The sequence below is a fragment of the Paenibacillus fonticola DSM 21315 genome, assembly GCF_000381905.1.
Lineage (GTDB): Bacteria > Bacillota > Bacilli > Paenibacillales > Paenibacillaceae > Fontibacillus > Fontibacillus fonticola.
This window is the reverse complement of record NZ_KB907257.1, coordinates 100,130-120,367: the sequence shown is the minus strand read 5'-3', so window position 1 is coordinate 120,367 and position 20,238 is coordinate 100,130. Positions and strand designations below refer to the sequence as shown.

20 protein-coding genes, 1 pseudogene and 1 riboswitch are annotated in these 20,238 nt (G+C 48.7%); of the genes and pseudogenes, 12 read left to right on the top strand and 9 right to left on the bottom strand.

The window, feature by feature from the left end:
* Window positions 1-31 precede the first annotated feature (31 nt).
* From G358_RS0114625 to G358_RS0114605, 5 genes are all read left to right on the top strand, one after another.
* Entirely contained in the window at window positions 32-991 is a 960-nt protein-coding gene (locus G358_RS0114625) for an NAD(P)/FAD-dependent oxidoreductase (protein ID WP_019637984.1), read from the top strand.
* Window positions 992-1,027: 36 nt separating this feature from the next.
* Window positions 1,028-1,330 (top strand): antibiotic biosynthesis monooxygenase family protein, encoded by a 303-nt coding sequence (locus tag G358_RS0114620; protein WP_019637983.1) that lies wholly within the window; start codon window positions 1,028-1,030, stop codon window positions 1,328-1,330.
* A gap of 45 nt (window positions 1,331-1,375) precedes the next feature.
* Entirely contained in the window at window positions 1,376-1,846 is a 471-nt protein-coding gene (locus G358_RS0114615; RefSeq protein ID WP_019637982.1) for a DinB family protein, read from the top strand.
* Between the two features lie 90 nt (window positions 1,847-1,936).
* Window positions 1,937-2,542, top strand: a complete 606-nt coding sequence (locus G358_RS0114610) for a GNAT family N-acetyltransferase (RefSeq protein WP_019637981.1) — start codon at window positions 1,937-1,939, stop codon at window positions 2,540-2,542.
* Between the two features lie 12 nt (window positions 2,543-2,554).
* Window positions 2,555-3,049 carry a GNAT family N-acetyltransferase gene (locus G358_RS0114605; protein WP_019637980.1) on the top strand — a complete coding sequence of 165 codons (495 nt, stop codon included), beginning with the start codon at window positions 2,555-2,557 and terminating at the stop codon, window positions 3,047-3,049.
* Between the two features lie 93 nt (window positions 3,050-3,142).
* On the opposite strand, the gene G358_RS0114600 is transcribed toward G358_RS0114605, so the two are convergent.
* The gene (locus tag G358_RS0114600; protein ID WP_019637979.1) at window positions 3,143-3,802 is read right to left on the bottom strand and encodes a DUF4339 domain-containing protein; all 660 of its coding nucleotides are present in this window, start codon (window positions 3,800-3,802) and stop codon (window positions 3,143-3,145) included.
* Window positions 3,803-4,005: 203 nt separating this feature from the next.
* Here G358_RS0114600 and G358_RS0114595 point away from each other — a divergent pair, with 203 nt between their 5' ends.
* A complete protein-coding gene (locus G358_RS0114595) occupies window positions 4,006-5,232 on the top strand; it encodes an MFS transporter (RefSeq protein WP_019637978.1) in 1,227 nt (408 codons plus the stop codon).
* Between the two features lie 81 nt (window positions 5,233-5,313).
* Here G358_RS0114595 and G358_RS0114590 read toward each other — a convergent pair whose 3' ends face one another.
* A complete protein-coding gene (locus tag G358_RS0114590) occupies window positions 5,314-6,012 on the bottom strand; it encodes a metal-dependent hydrolase (protein WP_019637977.1) in 699 nt (232 codons plus the stop codon).
* A gap of 190 nt (window positions 6,013-6,202) precedes the next feature.
* On the opposite strand from G358_RS0114590, the gene G358_RS0114585 reads away from it, so the two are divergent.
* Window positions 6,203-6,853 (top strand): bifunctional 4-hydroxy-2-oxoglutarate aldolase/2-dehydro-3-deoxy-phosphogluconate aldolase, encoded by a 651-nt coding sequence (locus tag G358_RS0114585; protein ID WP_019637976.1) that lies wholly within the window; start codon window positions 6,203-6,205, stop codon window positions 6,851-6,853.
* Window positions 6,854-6,945: 92 nt separating this feature from the next.
* Here the strand turns inward: G358_RS0114585 and G358_RS0114580 are convergent, their stop codons facing one another.
* Both G358_RS0114580 and G358_RS30230 read right to left on the bottom strand, forming a co-directional pair.
* Window positions 6,946-9,285, bottom strand: coding sequence for an Ig-like domain-containing protein (locus G358_RS0114580; protein WP_019637975.1), 2,340 nt, complete (start codon window positions 9,283-9,285; stop codon window positions 6,946-6,948).
* Between the two features lie 201 nt (window positions 9,286-9,486).
* Entirely contained in the window at window positions 9,487-10,455 is a 969-nt protein-coding gene (locus G358_RS30230; RefSeq protein ID WP_019637974.1) for a hypothetical protein, read from the bottom strand.
* Window positions 10,456-10,871: 416 nt separating this feature from the next.
* Between G358_RS30230 and G358_RS33490 the strand changes: the two genes are divergently transcribed.
* The gene (locus G358_RS33490; protein ID WP_019637973.1) at window positions 10,872-11,027 is read left to right on the top strand and encodes a hypothetical protein; all 156 of its coding nucleotides are present in this window, start codon (window positions 10,872-10,874) and stop codon (window positions 11,025-11,027) included.
* 244 nt (window positions 11,028-11,271) lie between these two features.
* Window positions 11,272-12,168 carry an RNA polymerase sigma factor RpoD gene (gene rpoD / locus G358_RS0114565; protein ID WP_019637972.1) on the top strand — a complete coding sequence of 299 codons (897 nt, stop codon included), beginning with the start codon at window positions 11,272-11,274 and terminating at the stop codon, window positions 12,166-12,168.
* Between the two features lie 162 nt (window positions 12,169-12,330).
* Here rpoD and G358_RS0114560 read toward each other — a convergent pair whose 3' ends face one another.
* Window positions 12,331-13,437 (bottom strand): hypothetical protein, encoded by a 1,107-nt coding sequence (locus tag G358_RS0114560; protein WP_019637971.1) that lies wholly within the window; start codon window positions 13,435-13,437, stop codon window positions 12,331-12,333.
* Window positions 13,438-13,646: 209 nt separating this feature from the next.
* Here G358_RS0114560 and G358_RS0114555 point away from each other — a divergent pair, with 209 nt between their 5' ends.
* The 3 genes and pseudogenes from G358_RS0114555 to G358_RS0114550 all read left to right on the top strand — a co-directional run bounded on the left by G358_RS0114555 (window position 13,647) and on the right by G358_RS0114550 (window position 16,065).
* Window positions 13,647-14,954, top strand: a complete 1,308-nt coding sequence (locus G358_RS0114555) for a voltage-gated chloride channel family protein (RefSeq protein WP_019637970.1) — start codon at window positions 13,647-13,649, stop codon at window positions 14,952-14,954.
* Between the two features lie 17 nt (window positions 14,955-14,971).
* A pseudogene (locus G358_RS32365) lies at window positions 14,972-15,126 on the top strand (PCYCGC motif-containing (lipo)protein); the annotation flags it as partial.
* Window positions 15,127-15,180: 54 nt separating this feature from the next.
* Complete coding sequence (locus G358_RS0114550; RefSeq protein WP_019637969.1) at window positions 15,181-16,065, top strand: radical SAM/SPASM domain-containing protein; 885 nt, start codon at window positions 15,181-15,183, stop codon at window positions 16,063-16,065.
* A 104-nt stretch (window positions 16,066-16,169) separates the two neighbouring features.
* Here G358_RS0114550 and G358_RS0114545 read toward each other — a convergent pair whose 3' ends face one another.
* The 4 genes from G358_RS0114545 to namA all read right to left on the bottom strand — a co-directional run bounded on the left by G358_RS0114545 (window position 16,170) and on the right by namA (window position 19,935).
* Window positions 16,170-17,012, bottom strand: coding sequence for a 1,4-dihydroxy-6-naphtoate synthase (locus G358_RS0114545; protein ID WP_019637968.1), 843 nt, complete (start codon window positions 17,010-17,012; stop codon window positions 16,170-16,172).
* Window positions 17,012-17,722: a futalosine hydrolase gene (locus G358_RS0114540; protein ID WP_019637967.1), complete on the bottom strand. Its 711-nt coding sequence runs from the start codon at window positions 17,720-17,722 to the stop codon at window positions 17,012-17,014. The genes G358_RS0114545 and G358_RS0114540 overlap by 1 nt, the downstream gene beginning before the upstream one ends.
* Before the next feature lie 211 nt (window positions 17,723-17,933).
* Window positions 17,934-18,878 carry an oxidoreductase gene (locus tag G358_RS0114535; protein ID WP_019637966.1) on the bottom strand — a complete coding sequence of 315 codons (945 nt, stop codon included), beginning with the start codon at window positions 18,876-18,878 and terminating at the stop codon, window positions 17,934-17,936.
* Between the two features lie 43 nt (window positions 18,879-18,921).
* The gene (namA, locus tag G358_RS0114530) at window positions 18,922-19,935 is read right to left on the bottom strand and encodes an NADPH dehydrogenase NamA (protein WP_019637965.1); all 1,014 of its coding nucleotides are present in this window, start codon (window positions 19,933-19,935) and stop codon (window positions 18,922-18,924) included.
* A gap of 175 nt (window positions 19,936-20,110) precedes the next feature.
* Window positions 20,111-20,213: riboswitch (guanidine-I (ykkC/yxkD leader) on the top strand.
* The last annotated feature ends 25 nt before the right edge of the window (window positions 20,214-20,238 follow it).

The window sequence follows — 20,238 nt, the reverse complement described above, 5'->3', positions numbered from 1 at the left end:
ATACATCTAAAAAAGAAGGAGAAAATCGCTTATGCTGCAGGATTGTATCATCGTCGGAGGGGGAATCGCCGGGCTGCAGGCTGCGATCCAGCTAGGCCGTTATTCCGCTTATGATGTTCTGGTCGTTGATGCCGGAGAGGGCAGATCAACGCTCTGCCGCTGTTATCACAATATTTTAGGCTGGCCGGAGGGAATTTCGGGGGAAGAATTGCGAACAAGGGGAAGGCAACAGGCTGAGAGCACCGGCGTCCGCTTTGCCCGGGACAGGATAGTTACAGCGGCTCGAACCGCAACCGGGACGATACTCCTTGAGGGGGAAGCGGGACGAAGATACGAGGCTTATACGATGCTGCTTGCGACCGGTGTGAGCGATCGCATTCCCGAAATACCTGGACTTGTCCCGCTGCTCGGAAGCAGCGTGTATATTTGCCCGGATTGCGACGGGTATGAGATCGAAGGCAAGCTTACAGTTTTGATGGGCGCTGGAGATGCCGGTGCCGGTATGGCGCTTCTTTTGGCCGAACGCACAAATAGACTGACCTATGTGAACCATGAGTCCTCGCGTGTATCTCCAGAGCTGCTGGAACAGATTCGTCTTGCAGGTATTACTTATATTGAGCGAGCGATTACGGAAATACGGCCTGCCGCGGAAGGGCAAATTGAGCAGGTCGTGCTTAGCGACGGTACTGTTCTGCCCGCCGAACGGGGCTTTATTGCCTTTGGCGGAAACCAAGTGCATTCCGAGCTCGCGGGGCAGCTTGGAGCTGCACTAAGTGATAACGGCCATGTGGAAAGCGATTCGCGAAGCAAGCTTACAAGCGTCGATAACGTGTGGGCCGCCGGCGATATCGCCCTGCATGCGGAGCAGGTCACCGTTGCGATGGGCGAAGGCTCGATCGCTGCGATTTGGATCAATAAGGCCTTGCGGGGGCAAAAAGAAAAACTCGATCAACTCAAATCAAATAATGATGGTATAATAAGGACAACGTAGCAATTTATGCTTTTTTCAAGCTGGGAGGGGGAAAGAATGATCCTTGAAGTAGCTGAACTGCATGTTAAGCCGGGGACGATCAATGACTTTGAGAGCAGTTTTCGGCAAGCGTCCAAAATCATATCGGGCATGCCAGGGTATATCGACCATGAGCTGCATAAATGCGTAGAAGAGGCTAATAAGTACATACTTCTCGTCAAATGGCGGTCGATTACCGATCATGAGGTTGGATTCAGGAAATCGGAGCAGTATCGAGAGTGGAAAGCGCTGCTTCATCATTTTTACGACCCGTTTCCCGTTGTCCAGCACTATGTTAAGATAAGGCAGCATATCGATTGATCATTAATTAGGCAGCATTTCGATAAGTCAAGGGGAGGTAAAAGCATGGGAGAGATTATTTTTAGTCAATTGGAATTCATTCGTAGTCAGACATTAAAAATAGTTCAGGATTTATCGGAGGAACAGGCCGATATTATACCTGCAGCGTTCCGCAACAATATTCGCTGGAATCTTGGGCATATCGCCCTTGTACAGGACGTATTTGCATTTCAGCTAAACGGACGTCCTTCGCTAATTCCAGCTGAATATAGGAAATTTTTTGGTAACGGGACCTCTCCGGAAAACTGGACGGAAGACGTGCCAAAGTTTGCTGAAATTGCTGAGGTTCTGGAGCAGCAGCCGAAGCAGATTGCTTCGATTTTAACAGGAAAACTGGACGAACGCGTTAGTAAGCCGTATACGACGTCGTCGGGCTTTACGCTGGACACGATCGAGGGATTTTTGAATTTCTGCCTTTATCATGAGGGGATGCATTTTAGCGTTATTAAGATATATAAAAAGTTGATCCAAAGCTAGCCTTCGAGGCTAGCTTTTTCTCTAGCTATTTCTGCGTCTGTTTGCTATCTTAGTTTAAATTAGTACCTAAAGCGGTTAGGAGCAATCATCATGTTGACAACATATCGTATCGAGCATGCAGCAATTAACGATTTACAAGAGATCGTGGACATCTATAACGAGACGATCGAGAGCAGAATGGTTACGGCTGACCTGAAGCCGGTGACTGTAGAAAGCCGGCTGAAGTGGTTCGCGGAGCATACGCTGGATCGGAGGCCACTGTGGGTAGTGAGGCCTGGGGAAAGTGGCGCGGGGCAAATCGGTGCTGCGGCAATTGGCACTGAGGCAATCGGGACTGGGGTAATCGGCGGGACAAGCTCTGCGGGGGAACACGGCAACCGGGTGATCGCCTGGCTCAGCTTTCAGTCCTTTTATGGGCGCCCTGCTTACGACGGGACAGCGGAAATAAGCATTTACATTTCCTCAACGTTCCGCGGCCAGGGCATCGGCAGCTTGTTGATCGGGAAGGCGATTGCAGCTTGTCCAGAAATCGAAGTAAAGACGCTGTTGGGGTTCGTGTTCGCCCATAACGCCGGAAGCATGGCGCTGCTGCGCAAGCACGGCTTCGAGCAGTGGGGGCTGTTGCCGCGGGTAGCCAACCTGGATGGAACGGAGAGAGACCTTGTCATACTGGGGAGGAGGGTAGAGGCCGATTAAGCGCCTGATTCCATGAACAATAAAGTGAGTTTGCGTTTGTATTTGCCGGGTGACAAAGAGTCATTGGAGCGCTTCGAACTTCCGGAGGAACAGGTTCTGTTCAGCGCTTTGCCGAAGGACGTACTTCCCATAGCCATTCAGGATGAGCATCAGTACCCGGTGGTAATTACATATGAGGAAAGCGCTGCGGGCTTTTTTATCCTGCATGAAGGGCCGGATATCGGGGAATTTACCGCAAATCCCCATGCGATGCTGCTCCGTTCCTTCTCCATCGATTTCCGATATCAAGGGCAAGGGATTGCCAAAACGGCGATGCTTCAGCTTCCCAATTTTATGAAATCCCACTTCCCCGGGCGGAATGAAGTCGTATTGGCTGTAAATAAACGCAATAAAGCAGCCCAGGCCGTATATTTGGCAGCGGGCTTCGAGGATAAAGGCAGGCTGATCGACGGCCCGATCGGTCCGCAGCATATTTATCATTTGCAATATAAAGAGCGTGTTATTTAAACGAGGGCATTTCGCGCCATAAATAGAGCTGTTCCGGAAGAGCAGATTACACTGCTAAGAGGAACAGCTCTATTTATACCATCCATCTATAACTTAAATAAACTCTGAAATTGTATAAATAAAGCTGGAGATAAAATACAAACCAAAATTTATAACGAGATAAAGAATGGCATAAAGCGGAAACTGTCCTGTTCTATATGCTCTAATAAACAAATAAACAGGCATAATTAAAACCCACCAGAGCGAAGGAGGCTGGTATCCTGCTCTTCTCACTTCGTTTCGGTCCAAAGAACAGAACAGAATATTCAATGCTAGGTGCACGATGGCCAACAAGAAAGATTTTCCCAATATTGTCATCATCATTGCCATACTTATGTAAGAATACGGATAGCCAAAGCCCGAAATCAACAATCCGATAAGCCCCATCAACGCGGTAACTCCGACGATAACCCAAATATAAACATTATTTACGTTGCCTTTAGGCGTTTGAACTGGGCGGCGCATGTAGGGCGGCGCGAACGGAACGGATTGCGCGGATGACGAAGGCGCCGGAAACATAATATGGTGGATCAGCTCACTTGAAGACAGGGGCCGCCAATCCGGGAATCCCTCTGTCCATACCATGGTGCCGGGGTGCAGCTCCCGGTGAATGTAATAATCCTTCTGCATTTGCTCAATCGTCACGGGTCCTTTAGTAACGTCCTGATAAATGTAATACCAGAGAGCAGAACTTTTGTTGTAATTATAGCCCATTGCTTATCATCCTGCCTTTTTAAAAAAATGATTGCTAAATATATACTTTTATCCATTATAGTACCATGAAATGGCTTATGCGCAACTGAAATAAAGAAATTTCAAGCGATGAAAGTCATTTTTTGTTATCATTATTCCATAATTGAGGAGACTAATGGCATAAAAGTCATAAAACAAATAAATAGATCTTAGGAGTGGGAAAAATGAGCTTACTGGAAACGATCCGGCAGCCAAAGCAGCGCAAGCTGCTGATGAGCGCCGGGCTGAGCTGGATGTTTGATGCGATGGATATCGGGATGCTATCGTTTATTATTGCGGATCTTAGTTTGAAATGGCAGCTGACACCTCAGCAAACCGGTTTTTTTACAAGCATTAATTCAATCGGGATGGTATTTGGAGCAGCGGCTGCGGGCTATTTGGCAGACCGGTATGGACGGAAGTCGATTTTGCTCTGGACGCTGCTCATATTTTCTATTGCGACAGGGTTGTCGGCAGCAGCGACTGGATATGCCGTTCTCTGTATCCTGCGCTTTATCGCAGGCTTTGGGCTGGGAGGGGAACTGCCTGTCGCTTCTACGCTTGTCTCCGAATCAGTCGCTGCCAAGGACCGCGGCCGAGCGGTCGTGCTGCTGGAAAGCTTTTGGGCCGCTGGTTGGATCGCTTCTGCGCTGATCGCTTATTTTGTCATTCCGAAGTACGGCTGGCAAGCGGCCTTCATTATAGGTGGTCTGCCTGCTTTTTATGCACTCTATTTAAGAAGATCCATTGAGGATCCACCGAGATACAAGAAGCAGGCAGCCCAGCAGAAAAGCGACTCCGTTTCGTTCCGGCAGAAGTTTAAATCCGTATGGGCGGGGCCTCACCGCCGCGCAACAATAATGCTGTGGGTGCTTTGGTTTACCGTCGTATTTTCTTATTACGGCATGTTCCTATGGCTGCCATCTGTCATGTTACTCAAAGGGTTCAGTCTCGTTAAAAGTTTCGAATATGTCCTGATTATGACACTGGCCCAGCTTCCCGGCTACTTTACAGCTGCTTACCTGATCGAGAAATTAGGCAGGAAGTTTGTCCTCGTCCTGTACTTGGTGCTGACGGCCATCAGCGCAGCATGGTTCGGCATCTCTACAACGGAGGGGGCGCTGATCGCTGCAGGCATATGCTTGTCCTTTTTCAATCTTGGGGCTTGGGGCGCTATGTATGCCTACACTCCAGAGCTGTATCCAACTAGCGTCCGGTCAACGGGGGTGGGGCTGGCGGCTTCGTTTGGCCGTATCGGCGGCGTGATCGCACCTTATATGGTTGGCCTGCTCGTGGCCAGGCAATATGAGATTGGCACGATTTTCTGGATTTTTTTCATCACGATTATCGTTGGCGTGATTGCCGTACTTTGGTTAGGTGTCGAGACAAAGGGAAAAGAATTAATAGATTAGATAAAGCCCCCTTTTGCTGCCTTAGCATAACGGGGGCTTGCTTGATTGCTTAAACATTGCGCCGACGATAAAATATCGTGATTATAAGCTAAGCTGATGATGGTGAAGCTCTTCGCCGGGCTGCAATGCATGCCCGGTTATGCCCAGCTTGCCCAGCTCTTCCGCGAACCGGTTGCCATCCTGCCGAATGAGGTCAAATGTATTGTAGTGGATCGGAACGACATGTCTGGCATTAATCCACTCGGCTGCGGTTAATGCGTCCTCGGGTCCCATCGTAAAGTAATCACCGATCGGGATAAAAGCGAGGTCAATCCGGCTGCGGTGGCCGACCAGCTGCAAATCACTGAATAGTGCGGTATCCCCTGCATGGTACACCGTAAAGCCGTTTAATTCCAGCAAAATGCCTGCAGGGACTCCAAGATAAACGTTCGTACCGTCTACCTGGACGGACGAGCTATGCAGAGCTGGCGTAAATTTTAGTTTTCCGAACGGAAAAGAATGGGAACCGCCGAGATTCATGCCGATCGTTTCTACCCCTTTAGCCTGAAAATAATCGGCTAATTCTACAATGGCAATAATCGGGCATTGATTGTTGCGGGCGATCGCTTCAGCATCCCCAATATGGTCAGAATGGCCGTGCGTCAGCAGTACATAATCAGCTTGAATGTCCTCCGCCCGGACAGTCGCCACCGGGTTGCCAGTCAAAAATGGATCAATGATCAGCTTGTATTCACCAGTGTCGATATGAACGGAGGAGTGCCCTAAATAGGTCAGCTTCATAATTAATCACCTCAATAACATAGTTGATATGCTACTAAATTATAACTGACTTGAGTGCGCGAGTCACTTTTTCCATAAATTATTCCAAATTATGCTCAAACGGATTTTGGTGAAAATGTCAGCGGTTTTCTAATAAAGGTTTGAATTCTTACACTGAACATGCTACGTTTTGAAGCAAGAGGTGAAATCGATGAGTATCGTATTTGAGCAATTGCAGCGGGAGCGAATCATCGCCATTTTACGAAACGTCCCGGAAAATCAGGCGGATGCTTTAGTGGAAGCATTGGCCCGAGCCGGAGTCGTGTTCGTAGAAGCGACGCTGAACAGCGCTGGCGCGCTCGCCATGATCTCCCGCTGGCGTGAATGTTATGGTGATCGTATGCGCATTGGCGCAGGGACGGTTATTGATTTGAATCGGGCAAGGGAAGCGGTAGCGGCAGGGGCGCAGTATTTGATTTCGCCAAATTTAGATGAGGCTGTCATCGACTATGCCCGGGAACAAGCCGTTGATGTATATCCTGGGGCAATGACTCCTAGTGAAATTGTCCGGGCCTGGAACGCTGGAGCTACTGCTGTGAAGGTGTTTCCAATGGCTTCGTTAGGTTTGGCCTATTTGCAGGAAATCCGGGCTCCCCTTGATCATATTCCGATGATATCGACGGGCGGCGTGCGGCTTGATAATATTCAGCAATTTCTGGCCGCCGGCGTTACCGCTGTAGGGCTAGGCGGGAGTATTGCAAATTTGGCCTTAGTGAGGGAAGGGCGGTTTGATGAGATTGAGCGGAATGCTGCAGCGCTCGTCCAGGCGGCAAAATCAGCGGCGGGAGTCGTGAACAGCTAACCGCTGCTGTTTGTATCGTCAGATTAAAGACTAAGCAAGCTCCTTTGGCCAGTAATTCAGTAATTAGAGCCGCCAGAGCTTGCTGCTTTGTTTTAACGGGATTTTAACAATATATCATAAAAACACTCTGGCCATTGCACTGAGGCTGTCCGGGGCGAATCATAAGCCGCAGCCCAGTAATAATTGCCGGCCAGCACGCGCTGCGGCCAGAAGCCAACCTGACCCGAAGTTTCTGGCAAGGCTTCAGAGTGAGCAAACAAAATACCATTCGGATCAGGGGCCAGTTCAACATATTTTCCGCCGTTGTAGGTGAAGCGTCCGAATACTCTGGCTGTAATTTGCTCCCCGGTTTCATAATCGGTCACTTTCAGGGCAACCCTCGAGCGCGTGCCGTCGCGGACGATATGCATCCCGTCGATGATCATCGGGCGCAAATTCGTAGGAGCAGTTGTGGCGGCAGCTTCGTGTGAAGCGGGGCCGATGTTGCCGCTGATGTCTTTCGCTGCAACTTTATAGTAGTAAGTCGTGTCCGGCAGCAGCCCGCGATCGATGTAGGTCAAATTGCGGGATTGGCCGGCAATGTTCGATAGATCAGGCTCGAAATCCGGTTCGGTGCTGCGGTAAATGACATAATCTTCGATATCGGAATCGTCGAAAGCCCTTCCATAACGGAGGGTGATGCTCTGGTAGTCAAAGGCTTTAGCGGATGGCTGTACACTGACAGCCGACGGCAGTGTTACATCTTCGGGAGTAACTGTCCATTTTAAACCTCCCGGGCCCCAGGCGGATGGAAGCCAGCGGATCGAGTCATAATGGTGCATGGCGATGCCTCCGAAAGCCGGATTATTGTTGAATGAGGCATACACTTTATCCAGCTCGCTCTCCATATGAGCACGGCCTTCCTCCCGGAACGTTATCGTCTCTGGATCACCGCTGTTTGCAATATCGAGCGTCTCGACGCCGATAATAACCGAGTTCGGCTTGCCGATCCGGTTAGCATAATCGATCTCCCCCTGTGCATGAGCAATAATCCCTGCGGTTCCATCGGCGGTATCCCGATAATCCATAATCGTAATATAATCGCTTATGTCCTGAATGTGCTCGGAAAGCCATTTCGTTTGGCCCTTCCAGGTAATGTCCTTCGCCGGATCATTACTGTCGAACCATCTAGGAATAGCGGGACCGAACAGCAAAGGGATACCTGCTGTATTTCTCCTTTGCACCAGCTTCTCCATAATATCCAAATACTGCAGCTGAACAGATGGTTTATTCGGCCTGAATTCAGGAAGAATATAAGGCTCGATATCGACGTTAACTCCATCGAACTGTTCGGCAGGGGAGGAGGATAAATTATAGTTAATGACCTTTTCCATTTCCCGGACAGCAAGATCGTGATAGGCTGTCAACGCTCCGAAATACGGCGGAACCGTCCCTCCGGCAATACAGGCGTGGACCTTATAACCTTGTTCGTGTGCCCAAGTAACGAAATCACGGACTTTAGCTGTTTCCTCCTCTAATATATCTATGCCTTCGTATGGAAAAACACCGAGATAGAACGTTGTTACCGGATCGGAATTAAATGTGGCTGTATCATCGGCAAAAGCTTTTAATGCCGTCCGTGATCCGGGGTTAAGGAACAAATTATAGGCGGCCTTCTCCCAAATCCAGATGGCACGATCCTGTCTTTCCAGCGTGACAGCTTCTTGGATAATCTCCCCGTTTCTGACATAGACCGTCATACTTCGACCTATATTGCCATACTCATCTATCGCTCTTGCTTCAATGCTTGAACTGCCGTTCAGAGCAGTTTCTGTATCCCACATATATTCATAATGCTCATTAGCTGCAATTGCCGGGCTCCATGAACCGCCGTTGAGTCTAATCTCTACAGCATGAACGGGATTTATTGCGTAAACGGACAGAGTAACCGTAATTTCACCTTCAACGCGGGAGCCGTCAGTTGGATGATCAATACGGACAAGAGGGGGAGAAGCAGGGGGATTGTTGACTTGAATTACTTTTTGCGGCGTTGTTACCCCGTATCTGGTATCACTCTGCAGGCCCCGGGCAACAAGCCTGATGTTACCGTGATACTTGCTCGTATCCAGCTCGGCATACCATGTGCCTGTCTCAGTGCCGCTCAAATTGTTCATGTGTGCATCGAGCTGTTCTTTTCCATTTACAATGAGTTTCAGATCAAAGACGTCGACATAATGACCTGAAATGGTCACGATTCCCGAATCAACCAGCTGGCCATTTTCGTGTGAATCAATCGTAATTTGCGATTCAGCTGAAACGGAGGGAAGTGTAAACAACGGAAACGACGGTAAGACTGGTAACAACGGCACCATACTTACAACGATCATCATAACAAACCATTTGACCAGCAAAGGGAAAACGTTTAATTTCCAGCTCTTTCTGTAGTCTGTCATCGTAAATCCCTCTTTTCATGGGGCAATAACGCCGCTTTTATAGTTGTAAACGATTACATTTACCATTGTAACGGCTGAAAAAAAGGCACGGCAACAGCCTTAAATTGACCTAATAAAAAGCCCCCTTCACTTGCTGAATGTTAATACATTCCAAGTGAAGAGGGCTATTTGCTGCTTTATAGTTCAAAATCAGGCTTAAGGCTAGTTTCGTTCGGCCATTTCTTTCAATGCGAGAAGATCGTGAACGGCAATTCCGCCAAAGGTTGAGTACTGTCCGCCAAGCTGTTCAAGCTTAGCTAACTCGGAGTTAAGATATTCATAACTATTTTTATAGAACGATACGTGATCGCCTTCGGAGGAATATTTCGTTTCGACGGCGGTATATACGCGTTTGTTCAATGCTTCCGCTTCCTCGAATTCTTGCACTGCAAGGCCGATTACAGCCTTAGCCGTATCGCGGTAAGACATCAGGGTGACGGATTCATATTTTGAAATCATCCAGGAGCTCAGGGTTTCTTTCGTATCGCTTGTATCGCTTGTATTGCTCGTTTCGCTCGTATCGTCCGGTTCCTCAACCGTATACTTATCTAACCAAAAAGGCAGGTCTGCCGCAATAGGAAGGTTTAAATTGGCTGCTTCCTGAACGAGAAACTCTACATTGGACTGCCATTGCGGGATGACATCGTACACATTATTTTTCCATTCCTGAGTTAAATAAGGTTCAATATCAACGTGTATACCTGTAAATTTCTCCTCGGCAGCCGCTGACTGTTGGTAGTCTCTGATCCAGTCCATAAAGTCTCGCAAATGCTTTCTGTTTGCTTCCAGCGCCCAATTAGGCGCGCCATTCAGGGCATGAATTTCGATGCCGTATTGATTTGCTTTAGAGATAAAACTTTTGTAGTGACGAATATCGACATTTTTGCTGACCTGCAGGTAAATGACATATATCCCTTCAGAAGCAGCAAACGAGAGAAGCTCGTCAGACTGCGTTTCGATCAATTGGACTTTCCATAGCCATGTAGCTTTAGGAACTTTAACCGCTGTACTTGCTTCCGTTGAAGCGGGGAAGCCGATTGAACCGAAAATAATGATGCTGCTAAGCAGCGTAAAGAACAAGCGCTGTATACAATTTTTTTGATGTGAGTTTATGATGTCCCACTCCTTCAATATTAAAATTTACTCATAAAAATAGGGCTATAGTGCTTAAAATGATAAATAAAATGATTTTAGATTACTGTTAGTTCCAGGCCCTACCTCCTATAATTTATCTTTACCAGATGAAAATGACATGTTGAAATGGTTATGAAAGTACTATATCATACATTTCGACATAACTGTCGGAATTTGTCATAGGTCTTTAGGATGATTTTTTTTAATTTTTGTTTCAATTTTGTTGTTTTTGGGTAAATAAAATTTTTTGAACATGTATCTTTGAACAAGTATCCCGTATGAACAAGAATAAATAGGCTAGCTTCGAGATAAAATAGAGCTGATCATTTCATTTAAAAAATATTGCTGAGCTATTATTAAATGTTTAATTTCCAGCGTAGAATGCTCTATATTAAGGAGAAGATATAATAGACATGAAAATTATCATTACGCAGAGTGAGGCGGTAGAGAAAGGGATTTGGTTAAAGGTGATGAAAGCTTTTGGACTGAACGAGGAGGACGACGTATGGGAGCGGGAACAGTTCATTCTGACGGAGGAACAGGCCCGGGAATTTGGATTGATCCGCTGATTCCACACACAGGATTTTCCATTAAAAAACGCCGACCCAATCGGATCGGCGAAATTTCCATTCATAAATAAAATAATATTTGATAATTTTATATTACTATGTTAAAATGACGGATAGTCAAATAACAATAATAATTTTAGAATTGCTTTTATATTAGCATAAAAGCTGGCAATTGTCAAACGAATAATAGATAAGATCACTATGGTTGACTTGTATTTTTTATTGATGGGTGGGGGTCTGAATCGTGACAGAAGATTTGCAGCTTCATAATGAATCAGAATTTACAGAAGACCTGACGTTACCGCCAGGTATTAAGATTGATGATCCTGTACGTATGTATTTGAAAGAAATCGGTCGAGTCCCCCTGCTGTCAGCTGAGGAAGAAATCGAGCTGGCGAAAAGAATAGAACAGGGTGATGAGGAGGCCAAACGCAGACTGGCTGAAGCTAACTTGCGTCTTGTTGTAAGCATAGCCCGCCGGTATGTTGGCCGGGGTATGGTGTTTCTGGACTTGATTCAGGAAGGGAACATGGGCCTGATCAAAGCAGTTGAGAAGTTTGACTTCAAGAAGGGGTTCAAATTCAGCACGTATGCGACATGGTGGATTCGTCAGGCCATCACAAGAGCGATCGCCGATCAGGCGAGAACGATTCGCATTCCTGTTCATATGGTGGAAACGATCAACAAGCTGATCCGTATTTCCCGTCAACTCCTTCAGGAAATAGGCCGTGAGCCGACGCCGGAGGAAATTGCCAAGGAGATGGAATTGACGCCGGAAAAAGTGCGTGAAATTATGAAGATTGCCCAGGAGCCTGTGTCGCTGGAAACGCCGATTGGGGAAGAGAACGACTCCAATCTGGGTGATTTTATCGAGGATCAGGACGCCCTGGCTCCAGCGGATGCTGCTGCCTATGAATTGTTGAAGGAGCAGCTGGAAGAAGTGCTCGATACGTTAACGGAACGTGAAGAGAACGTACTTCGCTTGCGCTTTGGAATGGATGACGGCCGCACACGAACGCTGGAAGAGGTCGGTAAGGAATTTGGAGTTACCCGGGAACGGATTAGACAGATTGAAGCCAAAGCGCTTCGTAAATTGAGACATCCAAGCCGCAGTAAGCGCTTGAAGGATTTTATGGAATAATATCGTACGTCTTTTTTGGCAACGTAAGAGCCGCTCTTCGATTGATCATCGGAAGCGGCTCTTTTGTTATGATTTAGCATTTATGATCTATGAATTATGATGCATGATTGATGGAGTATAAATTATAGAATATGTCTTGTGCGCTGCACTTTTTGCGGTGCGTTACACTTTTTTCGCATTGTCGGATGTGCATCTATTACCGGCGGTTGTTCTAATGGAACGCAGCAATTCAGGCGGAAGAGGCTGGGTAAATAAATAGTTGCGGCTATGCGCAGGCCGTGAAGCTTGAACCTTTCGGCCTTTGCGCCCCGGGAGAGCTACCCTAGTATTGAACACTTGCATAAACCATTCTACCGGATATGAAATCGATAAGAGGCCGTCGGCTGAACCGGCATAATTGACAGCCGCCGCCAGGTTGCCTCGACGGGTAAGCCAGACAGAACCCGAATCGCCGCTTAGCGAAACAGGCTGTTTCCCGCGAATGACGCTTTGATTTTTGAAGGTAATCGTTCCTAAGCCGCCATATTGTCCGTACCCGACCCGAATATCGGTATGAATAGACTCTACTGTTCCTTTGGTTATGCCAGTAGTGCGGCCTACTTTTCTGAATTGATCTCCAATGCGGTAGGAGCGCAGATGACCTGGAACCGTTCCGAACACCGCGTAACTGGGCTTAAGTAATGAGCGGCGAAGCGGCTTCGCCGTCGCTGCGTCCAAGTAATTGTTCCGCCTCTTACTTAACCGGACAAAACGGTGCATTTCTCCGATCCGATCCTTATTTACCGTTCCGCCATCGGCCCCTCCGGGCTGCAAAGTTTTGGAGCAGCGGCCCGTATTCTCGTTGACGAGAACGTGGTTGTTGCTTAGGACATAACGGTTTTTCCCGCGGGTATCAGTTATGATCAGGCCTGCGGTACCGGATACATTAGGCGTGCCTATGCTGTATCCGGCGATAACCGGTCTGATTCTTCTTCTGAATCGGGGGATATCAACATTACCGTTCTTATGGAAGCTTGTAGATTTAACAATTCGGATGGGCACCCCCGATTTATCCTTTAAATATAAATGAGAGGTGCTCTTCCGCTTTGACTTTTTGAGTTTGGATTTAGCAGTGGATGACAGGGCATTCGCGTAAACAATGACGGCTGCTCCTTTTTTGGGATTGGAAGGATCACAAAGTCCTACCCCGATGCCGTGAATACTGCGTCTTTTAAGCATGCGGGCCGCCAATTGTTGCTTAAGCTTATACGCTCTATGAAAGCTGGCCAAATGAAATCCCCATTTCGGTTTGATTTGTATTATCATATGCTGAGGATGGAAAATTGCCTTTGCACTATGTGAGTAACGCCTGGTTTAATCGGTGTCCGTGATTTACTGTAAGGGTGTACTGTGTGCCGACTTGGATTTTTGTTATGATATGAAATGTTAACATAAGGGATTAACACAATTTAAGCGCTGCTGTTTGGGGGATATATAGGATGAAGTTCAGAATGTATCATTCGATCAAACATATTGCTTCTTATCCTGGCTCATTTTTGCGGTGGGTTATTTTGGGGAGCGCGGTTGGTTTGTTTACAGGCTCGGCTTCTGCTATATTCCTCATCAGCCTGGATACGGTAACCAACTGGAGATATGATCATCCCTGGTTGCTATGGTTTCTGCCTCTCGGGGGAGCGCTCGTCAGTTACGTGTATTTGAAATGGGGAAAGCAAAGCATTCAAGGCAATAACCTCATTTTGGAGCAAATCCAGGGCGGGAATGAACAAGTTCCACTGCGCATGGCTCCGCTTGTATTGTTCGGAACCTTGGTGACCCATCTGTTCGGAGGGTCGGCAGGAAGAGAAGGAACAGCCGTGCAAATGGGCGGAAGCTTGGCAGAATGGTTCGGTAAGCAGATCAGGCTTAATGCTATGGATCGCCGGGTGTTGCTTATGTGCGGGATTAGTGGAGGATTCGGTTCGGTATTCGGGACGCCGCTTGCGGGAACAATGTTCGGTCTTGAGGTAGCCGTACTTGGCCTTTTGAGCTACCGTGCGCTAATTCCTTGTTTCGCCGCGAGTTTCGTCGGTGATTTGGTCACGACGCAGCTGTGGAAAGTTCAGCATCATATTTATGAAATAGGCACGGTGCCGGAGTTTTCTGGGGCAATACTGATGAAGGTCGTAATCGCATCGATTTTGTTCGGGCTGGTCAGCCTGTTGTTCAGCGAGCTGACGCACTTGTTAAAAAGATGGTTTACCCGTATCTTCGTCAGCCCTGTAATAAAGAGCGCGGTTGGCGGACTTATAATTATCGGGCTCGTATACGTTACCGGAACCCGGGATTACCTGGGCCTTGGATTGCCGCTGATTGCCGATTCTTTCGACGCCGGCGTATCGCCGTTTACCTTTTTAGGAAAGCTGCTGTTTACATCCGTGACGCTGGGGGCCGGCTTCCAGGGAGGAGAAGTGACGCCGCTGTTTGCAATTGGGGCGAGTTTCGGCTACACATTGGCCGGATGGCTTCATTTATACGGACCATTTCTTGCTGCTCTCGGCTTTATCGCAGTGTTCTGCGGAGCAGCGAATACGCCGATTGCCTGCTTCATTATGGGCATAGAGCTATTTGGCGGGGAGGGAGCGCTTTACATGTTTATCGCTTGTTTGGTGAGCTATATATTTTCAGGTCATAGCGGCATTTACACTTCACAGCAGATCGGAACCTCCAAGAGTAGTTTGCTGGACATCTCGCCGGACACAAGGATAGGCAGCAGAAGAGAGGGCGGCAAACGCCGTTCGAAAGGATGAAGCAGGAAAGCAATTATGATCATGGCACAAAGTGTAATGTATGCTTGGAAATTGCGGTTGAATCAACTCAATGGTACAGGATGGCAAATCAGCAAGCGAAATTCGTACATTGATTGACGAGAAGTACCGGGAAGGTTATGCTAAGCCAACGGACACTCCGCTGCCATTGTAATGTTCATATCATAGACTTGCGCAATCAAATCATATGAGGCAGGATTATACGAAGATGAAAAAATTTAAAAAGTTTTATATCGAAACGACAAGCATTTGTAATTTGGCCTGCAGCTTTTGCCCGCCAACCGAGCGGAAAGCACAGTTCATCAAAGTGGATGATTTTGTGAAAATATTGGATGAGGTTAAGCCGCATACCGACTATATTTATTTTCATGTAAAAGGCGAACCGCTGCTTCATCCTAAAATTGATACTTTGCTGGATATAAGTCATGAAAAGGGCTTTAAAGTAAATATTACATCGAACGGGACGCTCATTAGAAAGGCCGGACCTAAAATTATCAATAAGCCGGCGCTGAGGCAAATGAACTTCTCGCTGCATAGCTTTGATGGCCATGAAGGCTCGACAGACCGGGAGGGATATATTCGGAGTATTTTGTCTTTTGTAAAGGAAGCGGTGAGCTCATCGGATCTGATCGTTTCATTCCGGTTATGGAATCTGGACAAAAACAATGAGACGAATTTGGTGCGCAGCCGCAACCGGGCCACACTCGAAATGATCGAGCAGGAATTTGGACTGGACTATCATATTGAGGAAAAGGTCGTTCCGGGAGGCGGATTAAAGCTGGCAGAGCGGGTTTATTTGAATCAGGATCATGAATTTGACTGGCCGGATTTAAGAGCGGAGGAGGACGACGGTTACGGCTTTTGTCATGCTCTGCGCAACCAGGCGGGTATTCTTGTGGACGGCACGGTAATTCCGTGCTGCCTGGACGGTGAAGGGGTCATTAACTTGGGCAACGTCTACGAAACACCCTTCTCGGAGATTGTGGAAGGAGAGCGTGCCAATCGATTGTATGAAGGCTTCTCGCGCAGAATGGCCGTGGAAGAGCTGTGTCGTAAATGCGGTTACCGCAAGCGTTTTGGCGGAAGAGCTTAAATAGGCAGCAGTCCCGTCCGCAATCATGTATCGGCGAGCCGCCGAGTCAAGCAAAAGGAGCCGATGTTCGCACGAAACTGCGAGCACCGGCTCCTTTATAATTGCTAGCGAAGCAGGACCGGCTGTATTTCAGGAACGAGCCCTTCTTCGGCAGCCCGGTTTAGAAGTGCAGTGACAGCGGCATAACCGTCATCCCCAAGCGACTCCGTATACTGATTCACATACAGCTTGATATGCGCATCCGCCACTTCTGGCGATAGCTCCTGGGCATGCTTCATAACGTATTCCCGAGAGGAATCCGGGTGAGCCCAGGCATATTGCACGGATTGACGTGTCCACTCTGCAATCGCTTCTAGGTCAAGCGAGCGGCGGGCAATAATGGCCCCAAGCGGAATTGGCAAACCGGTATCCTGTTCCCACCAACTGCCGAGATCGGTCATCAGGCTCAAACCGTAGGAAGGATAAGTGAATCTGGCTTCATGAATGACTAATCCGGCATCGACTTCACCATCTCGAACGGCAGGCATAATTTTGTCAAATGGAAGCACGACTATTTCGCCAACGCCTCCGGGTACAGCTTGTGCCGCCCATAGCCGGAATAACAGGTATGCGGTCGAGCGTTCACTTGGGACCGCGACACGCCGTCCCGATAGCCTGGCCGGGTCCGGCGGCTGTGCGGTTTCCTGTCCTGCCGTGAGAACAAGGGGGCCGCATCCTCGGCCCAGTGCACCGCCGCAAGGGATTAAGGCATAATCGCTTAGTACCCAGGGCAAGGCGGCGTAAGAGATTTTTAATACTTCAGGACCTTTGCCGCTGGCGGCAAGTCCGTTCGTAACATCGATATCCGCATAAGTTATGTCGAGCCGGGGGGCTCCGGGAATAAGTCCATGCGCCCAGGCGTGAAATACAAATGTATCGTTTGGACAGGGAGAAAAGGCGATTTTCATCAATGAAGCACCTCCGGTAATAAAGAACAAGCTTGCTCCAGCGCTAATAATGCATCCTTGATTTTCCACAACTCACGCTGGCGAGGCCCGACAGTGTTGGAGATGGCTCTTATTTCAAGGACCGGAAGCTGAAGATTGTGAGCGGCCATAGCTACGCCGTAGCCTTCCATCGCTTCCGCGGCTGCCCCGGGCACCCGCTGGCTTAGCAGGTTAGCGGTAGCCTCAGAACCTGTTACGGTAGAAAGAGTTAATATGGGAGCGGTACAGACTGGAATTCCGACAGCTGCTGCGGCTTTTGCCCATCGCTCCGTTAAAGTGGCCTCTGCTGCAATCCGGGATGAACCGAAGCCGAGTTCCTCCAGGCTTAGAAAGCCTTCTTGAGACTCGGCGCCAAGGTCCGCAGCGATAATCATTGTGGCCATAACGACCGAGCCTATTTCAGCGGCCCCGGTAAATCCGCCTCCGATGCCGGCGCTGATTACTAAATCCCAGGCCGGTATCGGAGGCGGTCCGTCCGTTAAAATCGCCGCCGTATTTGCCGCGGCAGCGATAGGGCCCACACCGGCTAGGCGGACGTCGAAGCCGGCTGCCCCGTTCAATCCGCGTAATACGGCCTCACGCTCTGCTTCAACAGCGGTCATGATCAGTGTGCGCGAAAATGGGCGTGAAGCGGATGATTGGTTGGATAAAGCCGTTTTCCCATGAACCACGTTTGTAAGCAACTCCTTTAAACTTATTCAGTACAGATGTTGTTTGGGCTGCCTGTAAGTCAAGACATTTGACCACCGTCATGTAACGCCGGCCACCGCGCACTGGGAGCTTCACGCGAATTTAGTCAATCAAGACAGTCAGATCAGTTAAATCATCGAATCAGTCAAATCAGTCAAATCAGTCGAATCATCAAATTATCTATCAAGTCAGTCAAGTTACAGCTTTCTTTACAAAAGGATAAATGACTTTGGTCAACTGCTCAGATATGTTCCATAGCCGCTGTGCGTTATCGCGGTTTCTGGCAGCGATGGAGGCCGATGCTTCACCCGGGAAGCCTTTAATCCCGAAACGGTCAGGGCCATAGTAACGGCCTGCCTTCACATCGGGAGACGTAGCCGCATAAAGAGCGGGCAGAGCCCCCATCTGTTCGGGCTGGGCAATATATCGGGTAATCCAGCCGTATAACAGGGTTTGCATCCGGCTCCCGCTCATTTGCGGCCCGACATTAAACAGATTCGTCGCGGCAATGCCCGGATGCGCTGCCACGCTAAGCATGTTTAGACCGGCCTCATCTATTCGCCGCTGGAGTTCGAAAGCGAAGAGTAAATTGGCCAGCTTCGATTGGCCGTATACAAGTTCAGCGTTGTAAGACCGCTCATGCTGGAGATCTTTAAAGTTGATCCGGCCAATACGGTGAGCGATGCTGCTCAAAGTCACAATTCTCGCCGGCCCCGCAGCCGCCAATTGGGGCAATAGAAGCCCGGTCAGTGCGAAATGCCCGAGGTGATTCGTCCCGATTTGCAATTCAAAGCCATCAGCTGTTTTGCGGGGTGGGGTCGCCATGACGCCGGCGTTGTTAACGAGCAAATCAATTGCGCTGTGGCGCTCCGAAACAAGTGATGCAAATTTATGAATGGAAGACAGATCGGCTAAATCGAGCGGAACTAATTCAGTTTTGACTCCGCCGAGCTTATCATACAATTGGCGAATGGCAATTTCGCCTTTGCGCTCATCCCGGCAAGCCATAATTACATGAGCCCCATTTCGTGCCAATTGCTCTGATATTTGATAGCCAAGCCCGGCGTTAGCGCCCGTCACTATCGCGGTACGCCCTGTTAGAGCAGGGATATCATTGGACGTCCATTTCGTTCTCATGTGCTACCCTTCCTTAGCGTTAAAGTAAGACTGCCGCCCCTAATTAGGAGCGGTGATATGGCTTAGGCCGATCTATCGTGGCGCCAAGCTCTTTAGCAGCGCTTAATGGCCAGTAAGGGTTGCGCAGCAGCTCACGACCGACAAAAATTAGATCTGCCCGCTGGTTGCCGAGAATTTCCTCGGCCTGCAGTCCGCTGGATATTAAGCCGACAGCGCCCGTCGCTATACCGGCCTGATTGCGGATTTGATCGGCCAAGTTGACTTGGTAACCAGGGAATATCTCAATCGCCGCTGGAACAATGCCGCCAGAGCTGCAGTCGATGAGATCTACCCCTTGCTCTTTCATATATTTTGCGAATTGGATAAACTGCTCCAGGGTGTTGCCGTCTTCATGATATTCGTTCGCGGAAATGCGGACGAAGAGTGGACCTTGCCATTCCGTCTTAACCGCTTCGATCACTTCACGGAGCAGCCGGTAACGGTTATCCGCACTGCCCCCGTATTCGTCCGTCCGTTTATTAGAGAGCGGAGAGAGGAATTCACTGATTAAATAGCCATGAGCGCCGTGAATTTCAATAACGTCGAATCCGGCCTCCCGGGCCCGCCGGGCAGCGTCACGGAAAGCCGAAATGGTCTGCTGAATATATTCTGCGGAAGCTTCGTCCGGTGTTTTCATTCCTTCAAACGCAATCGCCGAGGGGGCAAAAATCGTTTCCTCGAGATCTGCTTTTCTGCCGGCATGAGCGAGCTGAATCGCTGCCTTAGCCTCGTTATGATGGATAAGCCGAACGACTTCCTGTAGCCCAGCAACATGCTCATCGCTCCAAATGCCGAGGTCCTGATAGGAAATGCGGCCTTCAGGCAAAACAGCCGTCGCTTCCAGCATAACTAATCCAACCTGGCCTGCGGCCCGGCTAGGGTAATGCACACGGTGCCAGTCGGTCACTTTGCCGTCGCGATTATAGGAGGAGTACATGCACATCGGTGACATAACGATACGATTTTTTAAAGTGACATCTTTAATGGTGTAAGGCGAAAATAGTTGGGTAGGGGTCATCGTTAATCTCCTTTATTTAGTTTTCTTCAATTTTAAAAAATCACGAAAAGCAGGCAACATGCAAAATGCCTTCTGGAAATTATGTTAGACTATACGGGAACCTAAGACAAGTATTGCACGCAAATGCCACCAATGATGGTTGACCCCTCGGCTTCAAACCTGTATCATATAGGTCACAAATGTTCTCTAGGGTTCCGCGGTGTCCTCTGCCGGTCTGGTCCAAGAGAGAACACGCAGGAAACATCCTGCGGACACGGAGGGAGAAAAGCCCGGGAGGATATCAAGCAGATATCTTTCTGGGCT

Excerpts from the sequence above, each read along its gene's own strand:
- G358_RS0114625 (WP_019637984.1), top strand. The coding sequence starts at position 32 with ATGCTGCAGGATTGTATCATCGTCGGAGGGGGAATCGCCGGGCTGCAG.
- G358_RS0114620 (WP_019637983.1), top strand. The coding sequence starts at position 1,028 with ATGATCCTTGAAGTAGCTGAACTGCATGTTAAGCCGGGGACGATCAAT.
- G358_RS0114615 (WP_019637982.1), top strand. The coding sequence starts at position 1,376 with ATGGGAGAGATTATTTTTAGTCAATTGGAATTCATTCGTAGTCAGACA.
- G358_RS0114610 (WP_019637981.1), top strand. The coding sequence starts at position 1,937 with ATGTTGACAACATATCGTATCGAGCATGCAGCAATTAACGATTTACAA.
- G358_RS0114605 (WP_019637980.1), top strand. The coding sequence starts at position 2,555 with ATGAACAATAAAGTGAGTTTGCGTTTGTATTTGCCGGGTGACAAAGAG.
- G358_RS0114600 (WP_019637979.1), bottom strand. The coding sequence starts at position 3,802 with ATGGGCTATAATTACAACAAAAGTTCTGCTCTCTGGTATTACATTTAT.
- G358_RS0114595 (WP_019637978.1), top strand. The coding sequence starts at position 4,006 with ATGAGCTTACTGGAAACGATCCGGCAGCCAAAGCAGCGCAAGCTGCTG.
- G358_RS0114590 (WP_019637977.1), bottom strand. The coding sequence starts at position 6,012 with ATGAAGCTGACCTATTTAGGGCACTCCTCCGTTCATATCGACACTGGT.
- G358_RS0114585 (WP_019637976.1), top strand. The coding sequence starts at position 6,203 with ATGAGTATCGTATTTGAGCAATTGCAGCGGGAGCGAATCATCGCCATT.
- G358_RS0114580 (WP_019637975.1), bottom strand. The coding sequence starts at position 9,285 with ATGACAGACTACAGAAAGAGCTGGAAATTAAACGTTTTCCCTTTGCTG.
- G358_RS33490 (WP_019637973.1), top strand. The coding sequence starts at position 10,872 with ATGAAAATTATCATTACGCAGAGTGAGGCGGTAGAGAAAGGGATTTGG.
- G358_RS0114555 (WP_019637970.1), top strand. The coding sequence starts at position 13,647 with ATGAAGTTCAGAATGTATCATTCGATCAAACATATTGCTTCTTATCCT.
- G358_RS0114550 (WP_019637969.1), top strand. The coding sequence starts at position 15,181 with ATGAAAAAATTTAAAAAGTTTTATATCGAAACGACAAGCATTTGTAAT.
- G358_RS0114545 (WP_019637968.1), bottom strand. The coding sequence starts at position 17,012 with ATGAAAATCGCCTTTTCTCCCTGTCCAAACGATACATTTGTATTTCAC.
- G358_RS0114535 (WP_019637966.1), bottom strand. The coding sequence starts at position 18,878 with ATGAGAACGAAATGGACGTCCAATGATATCCCTGCTCTAACAGGGCGT.
- namA (WP_019637965.1), bottom strand. The coding sequence starts at position 19,935 with ATGACCCCTACCCAACTATTTTCGCCTTACACCATTAAAGATGTCACT.